This window comes from Chryseobacterium koreense CCUG 49689 (assembly GCF_001045435.1).
Taxonomy (GTDB): Bacteria; Bacteroidota; Bacteroidia; order Flavobacteriales; family Weeksellaceae; genus Kaistella; species Kaistella koreensis.
Genome location: NZ_LFNG01000009.1, coordinates 37,547 through 49,641, shown reverse-complemented (window position 1 = coordinate 49,641; position 12,095 = coordinate 37,547). Strand labels below are relative to the sequence as shown.

The following is a 12,095-nucleotide window of genomic DNA, read 5'->3' as shown; positions in this document are numbered from 1 at the left end:
CTTCAAAATGATATTTAAAAGCAATCGGTTTCGGTTGCTTTTTTGTTTTCATAGGTTCGCAGATTATGGCGGTCACCAGTTCATGAGTGATATGTTCAGAATCCACATGACTTTGAGATTTGCGGGAAACTCGAAACGTCATTTCTGCAGTTAATTCATATTACGAAAAAATCAAAATCAGCAAACTCGCCACAAAAATCCTGAAAATCGTGACCAAAGGATAAACCTGCGCGTAACTCTGGATCGGAATATCGGAATCCAAATAATTAGTGCTGAAAGAAAGCGCCGCCGGATCAGTATAGCTTCCGCTCATTATTCCCGCCAGTTGAAGGAAATTGATCTTCATCAAAAACCTTCCTACGATGACCATCGCGACCAAAGGAATGAACGTAATCGCGGAACCGAAAAGCAGCCAATTCCAGCCGTTGTACTTGATGAAGTTTTCGTAGAAACCTTCACCTGCATGAATTCCGACCGCCGCAAAGAACAGGCAGATTCCGAAATCTTTCATGAAGTAAATCGCACCATTATTGATGTAAGAATGAATGAAAGATATGCCGCCGTATCTGGAAATCAAAAGCGCCACAATCAAAGGTCCCGCTGCAAAACCCAGTTTGATGGGAACCGGAAGACTTGGAATAACAATGGGAATAGAACCTAAAAGCACCCCCAAAAACAGCCCGCCAAAAAGTGACAGAAAATCCGGCTCCAGCAATTTCTTTTCGGAGTTTCCGATAATTTTCTCTACTTCCGCAATCGCCTCGTCAGAACCAATCACCCGCAATTTGTCGCCATAGTACAATTCTAATGACGGTCTCGGTAAAATTTCTCTGCCCGCTCGGAAAACCCGTGTTACCTTTAAATCATAGGTGTTGAACAAATCGAGTTCAGCCAGATTTTTATGGATAGCAGAATCTTTGGTGACGAAAATATTTTTTTTGCGCAAGTCTGAATCCGATTCAATGAACAAATCGGTTGAAGGACGCCCCACTTTTTCAATAAATTCGTCCACCTCTTTTTCAATTCCCACCAACATCAGAACGTCTCTCTCCCGAAGTTCCATGTCCAAAGTAGGGGATTTCACCGCTTCACTTCCGCTGTGTTTCAGTCTGGAAATCACGATTTCCTTTCCCAATTCCTTCATCACCTGGTGAATCGTTTTTCCAAAAAATTCAGGATTGGTAACGCGCATTTTTTTATGGATCAAAGGCAGTTCGCGATTGATTTTCGATATCCTGAACTGCCGCATTTCGGTATCGTTATGGATTTTGAGCAAAAACTTGGAAAAGATAATGGTGCCTATAATCCCGAAAACTCCGAGCGGATAGGTGATCGCATAACCGATGGTCGGATCGTTGAAATCCCTTTCAGGAAAGGAGTTTTTAATTTCCTCAATGGTGTTTTTAGCTGCTCCCAATCCTGGAGTGTTGGTCACAGAACCACTCATGATCCCCACCAAATCTTCGATTTTCAAACCGGTGAACTGATACAGGATGACCGTGACAACTCCACCCAAAAGAACAGTGGAAACGGCGAGAATATTAAACTTCAACCCCTCATTTCTAAAGGACGAAAAGAATGACGGACCTACTTGTAATCCAATTCCGTAAACAAATAAAATCAACCCGAAATCCCTGATGAAATCCAAAATCTGCTGATTGATTCGATAGCCAAAATGACCTAAAAGCAATCCGGTAAACATCACCGCAGAAACGCCGAATGTGATTTTTCCCAATTTCAATCTGCCGAAGAAAATCCCCATTCCGATCGCAAGCATAATCGCCACGATGGATTGCGTAACGGTGGGGTTTTCAGCCGGAAGCAGTAATATTTTTAGCCAGTCGAACATAGCGGATATTTTATACAAAATTAAGGTTAAAAGCGATGATTGCGTGTGAACCGAAAGTGAAGTTTGTCAGTTTGGATGTTTTACTTTTTTAAAAGCTGAAGTCCGATTCCACAATTCAGGCAGTCTTTCCTCTGGCAATAGTTTTTGTGGTGAAACAGCAACGCCTGACTTTCTAACGCGCTTTCTACGGGAATTTTTAATGATTTCCAACCTTCGATCACGGTGTTTTTTTCGGGGGAGATATTTCGGTAAAAATCCAGTATTTCATCGTTGATGTTTTCATTAAAATTTTTGTGGTAAGTGTATTTTACGGGTAAAATTGCGTTGATTAAAACCAGATCAACGAAATCTTTAGTTAAAGCCTTTTCGCCTTCTACAGGGGAAATTTTCCCAAAATTAAATCGGTTGTTCCAATACTCGCTTGCTTTTACATTTTCGAAAATTTCATAAATCTGAGTTATTTTCTTCGCAGAAATTAATTTGGAAAACAGGTTTTGATTCAAATGATACAGTGAAGCTAACTGCGATAACCTTATCGTAGGGAAATTCGGAGGTCGAAGTTTTGAAAACTTGGGGTTAAAGGTGATTTGCGGCAGATTAAATTTAGCGCTCAAAAAATCGAATTCCCTTTTCCAGACCTTCATTTGTTCGTCTTCGGGATTTTTCAACCAACCGCTCATCCCGAAAAACAATGCTTCAAGTTGGGTTAAATTCTGCCGGATCTTATTGACGGTGATGAAATCCAGACTTTCCGCTATCTGTTTGAAAATGGGTGCATTAACTTTTAAACCAAACGCATAAGCAAGATTTTGAAACAGAACCGCTTCGTAATTATTTTGGTTCAGTTTTAGGGATTCCTCGATCTCGGTGGATTTTTCATCAAGTTTTTTCAGCAGGGATTCTTCCCAGAAATGAAACGGAATTTTTTCCGGGACAAAAATCCTTTCACATGCGATGAACTGGTTTTCTTTGAGCATCGACTCATATTTCCAAAGCAGGGATTCGTCGATGTATTCTTTCAGTTCCAGGGTTGGAATATTTTTCTGTTTCAATTCCGCAATTTCCACATCGTTGATGAAAACTGCATGAAGTATGAGGTTTTCAAACTCTGGATTTCCGGAATGTTGGTGAAAAATCCAGTCTGAAGACTTTACATGCAATTCTATGTTTCCTGCTAAAACTAAATCTTTCGTTTTAATTTTACCTAAAAGGAAATCCGGTCCGGAATCAAAATTCCACTTCCCGAAATTGAGGATTTGCAGCTCATTTCCTTCCACGTCCTTAAAATCAAAATTTTTAAAAATCTTGAAATTCCATAGGTATTGAATCAACTTTTCGTTCACTGCGAAAAAATTTACTTTAAAGATAATGAATTATATGAAAATGAAAATGCCGCAAAATGCACTAATTTTCATTGGTGGATTCGCGGCAATGCTCCGAATAAAGAGTAATCTGAAACGATTACGTTTGTGCTTTGAAATGTTTTAAGGTTTCTTCATACATCTTTTCATAATGGGGCAAAATGTTTTTCAGGTCAAATTTTAGCGCCTGTTCTTTGGCGTTGTGTTTCATTTTTGCCAGGAGTTTTTCGTTACCCAATAGTTTGATGGTGTAGTTGCTCATCGCTTCCACATTTCCAATTTCTGCCAGATAGCCGGTTTCACCTTGAATATTGACTTCCGGGATTCCACCTGCATTGGAAGAAATAACAGGCGTGCTTGCAGCCATAGCTTCCAGTGCCGCCAAACCGAAACTTTCCTGCTCGGAAGGAAGTAGGAAAACATCTGAAAGCTGCAGAATTCTGTACAGGTCGTTCACTTTTCCGAGCAAGCGGATTTTGCCGATGAGGTCTGGATTTTCTTCCATAAACGCGTTGACCTTTTCCATATCTGGACCTTCGCCGATGATGATGAGTTTGGATTTTATTCTGGAATTTACATTCTTAAAGATCTGCAAAACATCTTCCACACGCTTTACGGGGCGAAGATTCGAAACGTGGATCAGGATTTTTTCATCTTCGTTGGCAAACTGATTTCTTTGGCAGCAGTCGATATTGTTGAAATCATTGTTGTCTATGAAGTTCGTGATTACCTGTATTTCTTTTTTAATGTTAAAGAATTTCAGGGTGTCCGCCTTTAAACTCTCGGAAACGGAAGTCACCGTGTCACTCTGGTTGATGGAGAATTCCACCGCATGCTTGTAACTGGGATGTTGGCCGACCAAAGTGATGTCTGTTCCGTGTAGCGTGGTGACCAAAGGAATATCTTTTCCTTCCTCCTTCAGCATTTGTTTCGCCGTGAATGCCGCATACGCATACGGAATCGCATAATGTGCGTGGAGCAAATCCAGTTTATAGAGATTCACGACGCGGTAAATCATCGAGCTCAACGCGATATCATACGGTTGATATTGAAAGAGTGGGTAAGTCTGGACATTGACTTTATGGAAAAAAATATTGGGATTCGTAATGTCTAGACGTGCAGGAAGCGCAGAACTGATGAAGTGAACCTCATAACCTTTGTTGGCAAGCGACATTCCGAGTTCTGTGGCTACGATTCCGCTTCCGCCGTAGGTTGGGTAACAGAGTATTCCGATTTTCATGAGTATGTTTTCTTAAACTAAATTATTAATTAAAAATGGTGTTATTCCATATTGTGTACCAACCATTTGTCCTTTTAGTGGTGGATTTATCTTCTTCAGCATTATTTCTTTTTTGCATCCAAATCAATTCCCATTCCCGCTTTCAGTTGATCATTCACCAAAACAGGCAGTCTTCCCCAGATTTTAGTTTTTCCGTTCAGCGCATTTGCAGTTGAAATCATCGAATCCTCGTTGTTTTCATAAGCTACTAAAACCGTTGAAACATTGGAGATATCCACGTCTTTCAAAGCGTAAGCGGAACCGAAAACGTTTAGAATCACATTTTGATTTTTACTTAAATCAGCTAAAATCTTTTTTGAGGAATCGGAGATTTTATAGGGTTTATAGGCTGAAGAATTATCTTTATGTAAACCCACGATTACTTTAGAATTCGTAGGAATTGTTGAGATTTCTTCCGGCTTTTTGATGATGACGGTGGCCCCCAAATTCATTTGGTCTAAAAAAGTTTGATAAGGTGCTTCTTCGAGTGGGACAAAGTAGTAGGTTTCTTTGCAGCTCAAAGGCAAAAGTTTCTTTTCGTCCTTCAGCAAAGTCAAAGCGTTCGAATACATTTTCTGCACAATTTTCTTGTGGGAATCATTGTTCAGATCGTAATTGATATTTTCCGGATTTCTCGGTTGGTATTCATTTAAGCCTAAAAAGTATTTGGTCAAAAGAATTTTCTTCACACTTTCTTCCACTCGGTTTGGGGAAATTTCATTTTTGTCGATGGCCATTTGAATCAACCGTTTTCCTTCCTTCACCCCATCCGAAAAAAGCATGATGTCGTTTCCTGCCTTGAAAGCGAGTGCATCCAGTTCTCCCGGTTTATAGCGTTTTGCGACCGCGCCCATGTTCAAAGCATCGGTGATGATGAGGCCTTTAAACCCAAGTTTTTCCTTCAGCAAACCAGTGATGACATTTTTTGAAATAGAAGCCGGAATATTTTTGCCGGATTCTAAAGCGGGAACGTATAAATGTGCCACCATCACTCCGCCGATTCCTTTGTCCATCAATGCTTTGAATGGAGCGATTTCCACTGAGTTCAAGCGATTTAGATCGTGGGAAACCACCGGCAAATCCAGATGGGAATCGGTATCGGTATCGCCATGTCCCGGGAAATGCTTGATCGCCGCTAAAATCTGATGATCCTGTAAACCTTCGGAATAGGCGAGTGCGGAAGTTACCACATTCGAAACTTCTGAACCGAAACTTCTGTTTCCGATAATGGGATTATTCGGATTCGTGTTCACATCAACAACAGGTGCGAAATCCCAATTGATGCCCATTCTGTGGCAATCTTCTGCAATTTTTGCGGACATTTCCTTGATTAAACTTTTATCCTGAATCGCTCCCAAAGTCATCGCCCAGGGAAATTTATGCGCCGTAGCAATTCTTTGGAAAAGTCCCCATTCCGCATCCATACCGATCATTAACGGAACTTTTGATTTCGATTGGAATTCATTCACCAAGTCAATTTCTCGCGCCGCATCATCCTGCATCAGAATCAAACCTCCTATTTTTTCATTCGTTACAATATTTCTGACGTTCTCTATATAATCTTCGCCTTTGTTCGTATAAAGCGCAATAATGAAAAGCTGTCCCAGTTTTTCATCCTGAGAAAGTGAGTTGTAGGTTTTTTCTACCCAATCGTTTGCTTTCTTTAAATCTGATTTAGAAAGGTTTTTTGGTTGATATTGAGCACTGATTTTAAGGCAAAAAGAGAGGAATATAAATAAGGTGATTTTACTTTTTAAATTTTTCATTATCTAAGTTTAGAGCATCGAACAAAAATACAATTTTTAAAATTCAATTGGCTGCAAATCGTGGCATACATCTTGACTTATTCACTATAAACAATGAAAAATTTTAAACAATGAGAAAATATCTTTTACTTTTCGGAATGGCAATCGCAACAGTGGGAACACTTTCCAGCTGTGTGGATAGAACAACAACCGTGGCGCCGCCGCAGCAAGATAATGACACCTATCCAATCATGGGAGATGTTTCGGGTAGCTTTAATGCGGCAAACCAGTACACAATCAGTGTGGGAATCACCAATGCCGCGACCAATGTGGTGCTGGTTTATAGGAGATACAATACCGGAAGTTCCGGTGCTCCGGTTTGGCAAATCCTACCGGATACGGTGAATTTGACCAATAATCGTTCTATTAAATACAGTTTTCTTTTCGACACTAAAAATGTGGAAATTTATGCGGACACTAATTTTGATCCCGCGACAATGACCTCCGCCGAAGCTAATTCTTACATGAATAACCAGACTTTCAGGATTGTTCTGATTCCGGCATCACAGGGGAAAAATGCAAATTTGGACTATAGCGATTACAACAGTGTCATTAAGTTTTATCATATTGACGAGTCAAAAGTGAAAAGTTTCTAATCACTGAAAGCCATTCCTGCAACCACAAAACCTGGAGGTTTTCCTTCAGGTTTGTTCCGTTGATAATGGGACTTTGCATAAAAATCAGTAATTTTACTTTCTCTTTAAAATGAAAAATTATGAGCGTACATATCGCAGCAAAAAAAGGTGAAATTGCCAAAACGGTTTTGCAACCTGGAGATCCACTTCGCGCAAAGTTTATTGCAGATAATTATTTGTCTGAAGTGAAGTTGGTCAGTAAAACCAGAAATATTTATTATTACACGGGGCTTTTTAAGGGAAAGGAAATTTCGGTGGGAGCAAGTGGAATGGGGATTCCAAGTATTGGGATTTATTCTTATGAACTCTATTCGGAATTTGATGTGGAAACCATCATCAGAATTGGAACTTGCGGCGCATATACCAATGAGCTGAAATTGTTTGACGTTTTGAATGTGCAAAATGCGGCGAGCGAATCCACCTATGCAAAATTCGCTTGGGGAATCGAAGGAGAACTCATTGAGAACCAGGGAAAATCCTTTGAAAAAATCAATGAAACGGCAAATGAACTTGCGATAAACATCAAGTCGGTGAATATTCACACGAGCGATATTTTTTACCGGAAAGATCCGGCAATTCCCGCGGTGGCTGAAAAATACAATTGTCCTGCCGTTGAAATGGAAGCTTTTGCTTTATTTGCCAACGCCAAATATCTTGGCAAAAACGCCTCCACGATTCTCACTGTTTCAGACATCATTCCCACGCGCGAACAGATTTCTGCAGATGAAAGGGAAACTGCGCTTAGAAAAATGATGGAACTCGCTCTGGAATCAGCATTGAAGCTTTAATCCGCTATTTCGGTTGAGGGATTGTCGAAATTTTTATTGTCCTCATCGATTAAAAGGTGCCCGAAGAAATTTTTCTTCACCTCCAAATAACCTTTGCTTTCCTCTGTAGAATGAATCTGCAGAGGAATTCTTTTATTGAGGTGAATATTGCTACTTTGTACTCCTTGCAGTTTTTCGGGATTGTTGGTCAGAAGGTTGATGTCTTTGACGCCTAAGATATTTAAAATCTCTATGGCTTCATTGAAATCCCGGTCATCTGCCGGAAGTCCCAGTTTCACATTGGCTTCCACGGTATCAAAACCTTTTTCCTGAAGGGAGTATGCGCGAAGTTTGTTGATGATTCCAATGTTTCTTCCTTCCTGCCTCAAATAGACGATGATTCCTCCGTGCTCCTCAATGTATTTCATGGCGGTATCTAGTTGCTGCCCACATTCGCATTTTCTGGAATGGAAGACTTCGCCAGTGATACATTCCGAATGGATTCGGACATTTACAGGTTTGGTGAAATCGGTATGTTGAGCCACAATCGCCATATGTGGCATCCAATCGGATTCATTTTCTGCAAAGGCGATGATTCTGAAAGACCCATAATCTGTAGGTACATTGGCTTCAGCTTGGATTTGTAACATGAAGGTTCTTAATTTTTACTCGAAGGTAGTGAATCTTTTGGAAAGTTGCTTGCCAAAAGTGAAATGTTGGTCTTAATGCTTACCAGATACCGGTTAAGTACCTGATCTTCATCGTGTTTAAGATGTTTTCTAAGACTTTGAATTTTTTTGTAGGCCTGTTCGTATTTCCGCTGAGATCTGTCCATGCCATTGATATTGTAGGCTTCCATCGCATCAAGATAATCCTTAAGGTGAAATTTTAGATTTGCGATTTCCTTGTTCACCGCTTCATTTCTGAATTTTGGAAATGTAGCTATCAAATTAGAAATCGCTGAGGAATAGACAATGATGTTTTTCTTGGTATCGTAACTGGCTTTAACCGTTTTGCTTTGTCCCTGATTGGTAAGGGAAGATTCGGTTACCGGAGAAAGATTTACCTTTTCTATTGAGCAAGAAACAGCAAGAAATATGATGAAAGAGAAACCTACGTTGAACTTAGCCATTTTTCTGATTTTGATAAAGGACCGGGTTAAGACTTTCATCGTTATACATCTTCATCTGTTTGTATACTTTCATCTTAACTTTACCGCTCTCAATATCAAAAATCAACTGGTTTACCGCTTCACAGAGATCCTTTTTCTGCTCGAGCAAGACATTCAGCTTTTCTGTGCATTTTACTCTGTGTTCTTCAGTGGCGGACTCTCTATTGGCTTCTAGTGCCATGTGATAAACTTTCAGCGCCAAAATCGATAACCGGTCAACTGCCCAAGCTGGAGTTTCCGTGTTGATTTTTGCATCGGAATTTGGAGTGATATTAATGTGTTTTTGTAAGAACCAGCTGTCGATAAACTCCACTAAATCAGTTCTTTTCTGATTAGAAGAGTCTATCCTTCTTTTAATTTTTAAAGCTTCAACCGGATTGATATTTTCATCACGAATAATATCTTCCAAATGCCATTGAACGGTGTCAATCCAATTCTTTGCATACAAAAGGTGTTCCAAACTCCCATTTTCAAAAGGATTGTTTACCTCGGAGTCCACATCATCTTTCACATGATAGTCCGAAATCGACTGATCAAAAATCTTCCAAGCTTTTTCGCAAAAATCCATGCTCGAAATTTTTTAGTTGGTTTTTTCTGAATTAGACTTCGGCTCGTCTGCCGGTTTCTTGTCTTCTTCTTTTACCGCATCCTTAAATTCTTTGATTCCGGAACCTAGACCGCGCATCATTTCAGGGATTTTCTTTCCACCGAAAAGTACGAGCAAAAGCAGTGCGACAATCAAAAGGTGTTGCCAAGAAAGCGCTAATATTGTTAGTGTAAACATTGTTGAAATTTTCTGTAAAGTTAAAGTTATTTTTTAATTTACCCAACCCATCGGATCAACCGGGTTACTTCCGTACCAAATCTGGAAATCAAGGGTATAAGTACTGTCGTAATCTTCCGCAACGGTCCCGATAGAAGTTCCCGCCGCAACATTTTGATTTGCGGAAACCATTGTGGAAGCTAGATTTGCATAAATGCTGAAATAATCACCGTGTTTTACGATCACGGTTTTGGATCCATCACCGGAAGCAACCACCCTAGAAACGGTTCCAGGAGCGATGCATTTCGCCACAGTTCCTTTGGCTACTGCAATTTTCACTCCATTGTTTTCCTCCACGATATTCTTGAAAACCGGATGCGGCTGCCTTCCGAAACGGTGGGTAATCGTACCCGAAACCGGCATGCTCATTCTGCCTTTATTGGCGGCGAAATTGCTTCCCACTGCGGAGTTCACCCCGAAATTGGTCATTACTTTGGTTTCGGCGGCTTTCTTTTCGTCTTCATTTTTCTTGGCCAAATTTGCTTCTGCTGCACCTGCTGCTGCTGCTTTATTTGCTGCGGCTTTTGCGTTTGCTGCGGCGTCTGCAGCTTCTTTTGCCGCGGCTAATCTTCGCGCTTCAGCCTTTTCAGCGTCTGCAGCTTTTCTGGAGTCTTCTGTTTTTTTGGCATCTGCGGCAGCAGCAATTCTGGCTTTTTCTGCTTCCTCAGCGGCTTTCTTGTCTGCGATATCTTTTAATCTCCTTGCTTCTTCATCAGCTTTTTTCTTTTCTAGAGCCAAAGCTTCCAATCTCGCCTTGTTTTCCGCCTCAATCCTTGCTTTTTCTTTCTCGGCGGCTATTTTGGCTAAACGGATTTTTTCTGCTTCTTCCTTTTTTCTGGCCTCTTCATTGGCTTTGGCAATTCTGATTTCCTCGGCAATAATTGATCGGATCTGCCCTTCAAGTTTTTTGGATTCCGCTTGTTTTTGTTTCAATTCCGCGGTTAGCTGCACTTCATTTTTCTTGAATTCTTCCAAAAGTGCTTCTTTCTGCTTTCTTTCAGCCTCTATGGTGAGCAAGTCTTTTTGCTGGTTGGTGAGGATGGTTTCCTTATCCTTCACAGATTTTTGTCTTAGTGCGATGAACTGCTTTAACTTTTCGGCGGCATCAGAAATTTCTGCAGCTTTTTTATCCTGGTAATCCGCATAATCTTTTAAATACTGAACTCTTCGCAGCGCTTCACCAAGATTTTTGGAGGATAAGATAAAGGTCACTTTGTTTTGTACCCCTTTGTTTTTGTAGGCTTTAACTAAAACTTCCGCATAATTTTTTCTTAAGACCGCAAGTTCCCGATTCTGGCGGTTAATTTCCAGCTGACGAAGATAAATATCGTCTTCAATCAGCCTTTTTTCTTTCTGGGTATTGGAATAAACCTTTTCGCGAAGCTGAATTTTTTTGTTCACATCGTTCAGATAGGCAATGGATAGTTTTGATTGTTGCTGAGTTTTTGCCAGATTGGAGTTGATTGCGGCGATTTGTTTTTTCAATTCCGCATTTTGCTTTTGAAGTTGTTCCTTTTTCTGGGCAGACAAAATTCCGAACATGAAAATTCCCATTAAAAAGCCTATTTTCTTAATCATCTAATCTCAGTTTTCGTGTAATTATTTGGGACGGAATAAGGGGTGTCCATTCTAGAACTGTCAAATTTCGTATTTTCCATTAAAATCTGACTTGTTTTTGCACCTTTTATAATTATTTTAACATTTTTTGGCATTTTCATATTTTCAAAATACTCATAGTCTGCATACGTGATCTCTAGATTGTCGCCCGTCTTGGTTTCATTCAGGTTGACCCTCATCAAATCGAAATCGGCTGAATAATCCAGGGAAACTGCATATTCCGAGATTTTATCTTTGTTTTCAATCCTAAGATTTTTCGTGGAACTCAAGTTGTAGCCCTGCGCATTTTTGGTGAGCACGAAATCTTTCTCATTTACTGGAATAAACGTTCTTCCCAGCAATAAATTTTGCAGTGAATTAAAGTCAATGAAATTCACATTCATCAGGTTGTTCAGATAGGTGAAATCGGATTCGATATAAGTTCTGTTCCACTTTTCATAACCGCGGATTCCTTCCGGAGTTGCAATTCCACGACCGACATTAAGAATGATGGCAACCATATTCATCCAAACTTTTTGGCCGTTTTCAATATAGATGGTTGCGTCTAAAGTTGGGATGAAATTTCCCGTTTCCACGCTGACTCTGGAGTTGATTTTCACCTGCTGGAAATCCGGTTTTGCTTTGATTTTGTTAAAGAATTCAGTGGTGGAACTGATCGGCGTAGTGGTACTGATTGGTGCTTGGACCGCGGATTTCGTCTTACATGAGAGTACGAATGTCAATGTCAACAGCGCTAAAATATATTTCTTCATTTTTCTTGCGATAAAGGTTGTGGCCAAAAGTTTTGC

Annotated in this window: 12 protein-coding genes; 2 read left to right on the top strand and 10 right to left on the bottom strand. The window is 40.2% G+C overall.

Annotation, left to right across the window (positions count from 1 at the left end):
* Positions 1-160 precede the first annotated feature (160 nt).
* The 4 genes from ACM44_RS07625 to ACM44_RS07610 form a co-directional block, all read right to left on the bottom strand.
* On the bottom strand, positions 161-1,849 hold the full coding sequence (locus ACM44_RS07625) for a putative transporter (protein WP_048499436.1): 1,689 nt from the start codon (positions 1,847-1,849) through the stop codon (positions 161-163).
* Between the two features lie 80 nt (positions 1,850-1,929).
* Positions 1,930-3,192, bottom strand: coding sequence for a DUF2851 family protein (locus ACM44_RS07620; protein ID WP_048499435.1), 1,263 nt, complete (start codon positions 3,190-3,192; stop codon positions 1,930-1,932).
* A gap of 118 nt (positions 3,193-3,310) precedes the next feature.
* Complete coding sequence (gene bshA / locus ACM44_RS07615) at positions 3,311-4,450, bottom strand: N-acetyl-alpha-D-glucosaminyl L-malate synthase BshA (RefSeq protein WP_048499434.1); 1,140 nt, start codon at positions 4,448-4,450, stop codon at positions 3,311-3,313.
* Between the two features lie 101 nt (positions 4,451-4,551).
* Complete coding sequence (locus tag ACM44_RS07610; protein WP_083993671.1) at positions 4,552-6,255, bottom strand: glycoside hydrolase family 3 protein; 1,704 nt, start codon at positions 6,253-6,255, stop codon at positions 4,552-4,554.
* 110 nt (positions 6,256-6,365) lie between these two features.
* Between ACM44_RS07610 and ACM44_RS07605 the strand changes: the two genes are divergently transcribed.
* Together ACM44_RS07605 and deoD are read left to right on the top strand one after the other, a co-directional pair.
* Positions 6,366-6,890 (top strand): hypothetical protein, encoded by a 525-nt coding sequence (locus ACM44_RS07605; protein ID WP_048499433.1) that lies wholly within the window; start codon positions 6,366-6,368, stop codon positions 6,888-6,890.
* Between the two features lie 119 nt (positions 6,891-7,009).
* Positions 7,010-7,717 (top strand): purine-nucleoside phosphorylase, encoded by a 708-nt coding sequence (gene deoD / locus ACM44_RS07600; protein ID WP_048499432.1) that lies wholly within the window; start codon positions 7,010-7,012, stop codon positions 7,715-7,717.
* Here the strand turns inward: deoD and ribA are convergent.
* From ribA to ACM44_RS07570, 6 genes are read right to left on the bottom strand one after another with little or no spacing between them, the layout of a single operon-like run.
* Positions 7,714-8,346, bottom strand: coding sequence for a GTP cyclohydrolase II (gene ribA / locus ACM44_RS07595; RefSeq protein WP_048499431.1), 633 nt, complete (start codon positions 8,344-8,346; stop codon positions 7,714-7,716). The genes deoD and ribA overlap by 4 nt on opposite strands.
* Before the next feature lie 8 nt (positions 8,347-8,354).
* Positions 8,355-8,828 (bottom strand): hypothetical protein, encoded by a 474-nt coding sequence (locus tag ACM44_RS07590; RefSeq protein WP_048499430.1) that lies wholly within the window; start codon positions 8,826-8,828, stop codon positions 8,355-8,357.
* Positions 8,821-9,435 (bottom strand): DUF4254 domain-containing protein, encoded by a 615-nt coding sequence (locus tag ACM44_RS07585; protein WP_048499429.1) that lies wholly within the window; start codon positions 9,433-9,435, stop codon positions 8,821-8,823. Before ACM44_RS07585 ends, ACM44_RS07590 begins: the two co-directional genes overlap by 8 nt.
* Positions 9,436-9,447: 12 nt before the next feature.
* Complete coding sequence (locus tag ACM44_RS07580) at positions 9,448-9,651, bottom strand: twin-arginine translocase TatA/TatE family subunit (protein WP_048499428.1); 204 nt, start codon at positions 9,649-9,651, stop codon at positions 9,448-9,450.
* Between the two features lie 33 nt (positions 9,652-9,684).
* Positions 9,685-11,268, bottom strand: a complete 1,584-nt coding sequence (locus tag ACM44_RS07575; RefSeq protein WP_048499427.1) for a murein hydrolase activator EnvC family protein — start codon at positions 11,266-11,268, stop codon at positions 9,685-9,687.
* Positions 11,265-12,059 carry a DUF4292 domain-containing protein gene (locus ACM44_RS07570; RefSeq protein WP_048499426.1) on the bottom strand — a complete coding sequence of 265 codons (795 nt, stop codon included), beginning with the start codon at positions 12,057-12,059 and terminating at the stop codon, positions 11,265-11,267. The genes ACM44_RS07575 and ACM44_RS07570 overlap by 4 nt, the downstream gene beginning before the upstream one ends.
* Positions 12,060-12,095: the final 36 nt, after the last annotated feature.

Coding starts and splice junctions, on each gene's coding strand:
- ACM44_RS07625 (WP_048499436.1), bottom strand. CDS start 1,849: ATGTTCGACTGGCTAAAAATATTACTGCTTCCGGCTGAAAACCCCACC.
- bshA (WP_048499434.1), bottom strand. CDS start 4,450: ATGAAAATCGGAATACTCTGTTACCCAACCTACGGCGGAAGCGGAATC.
- ACM44_RS07610 (WP_083993671.1), bottom strand. CDS start 6,255: ATGAAAAATTTAAAAAGTAAAATCACCTTATTTATATTCCTCTCTTTT.
- ACM44_RS07605 (WP_048499433.1), top strand. CDS start 6,366: ATGAGAAAATATCTTTTACTTTTCGGAATGGCAATCGCAACAGTGGGA.
- deoD (WP_048499432.1), top strand. CDS start 7,010: ATGAGCGTACATATCGCAGCAAAAAAAGGTGAAATTGCCAAAACGGTT.
- ribA (WP_048499431.1), bottom strand. CDS start 8,346: ATGTTACAAATCCAAGCTGAAGCCAATGTACCTACAGATTATGGGTCT.
- ACM44_RS07590 (WP_048499430.1), bottom strand. CDS start 8,828: ATGGCTAAGTTCAACGTAGGTTTCTCTTTCATCATATTTCTTGCTGTT.
- ACM44_RS07585 (WP_048499429.1), bottom strand. CDS start 9,435: ATGGATTTTTGCGAAAAAGCTTGGAAGATTTTTGATCAGTCGATTTCG.
- ACM44_RS07580 (WP_048499428.1), bottom strand. CDS start 9,651: ATGTTTACACTAACAATATTAGCGCTTTCTTGGCAACACCTTTTGATT.
- ACM44_RS07575 (WP_048499427.1), bottom strand. CDS start 11,268: ATGATTAAGAAAATAGGCTTTTTAATGGGAATTTTCATGTTCGGAATT.
- ACM44_RS07570 (WP_048499426.1), bottom strand. CDS start 12,059: ATGAAGAAATATATTTTAGCGCTGTTGACATTGACATTCGTACTCTCA.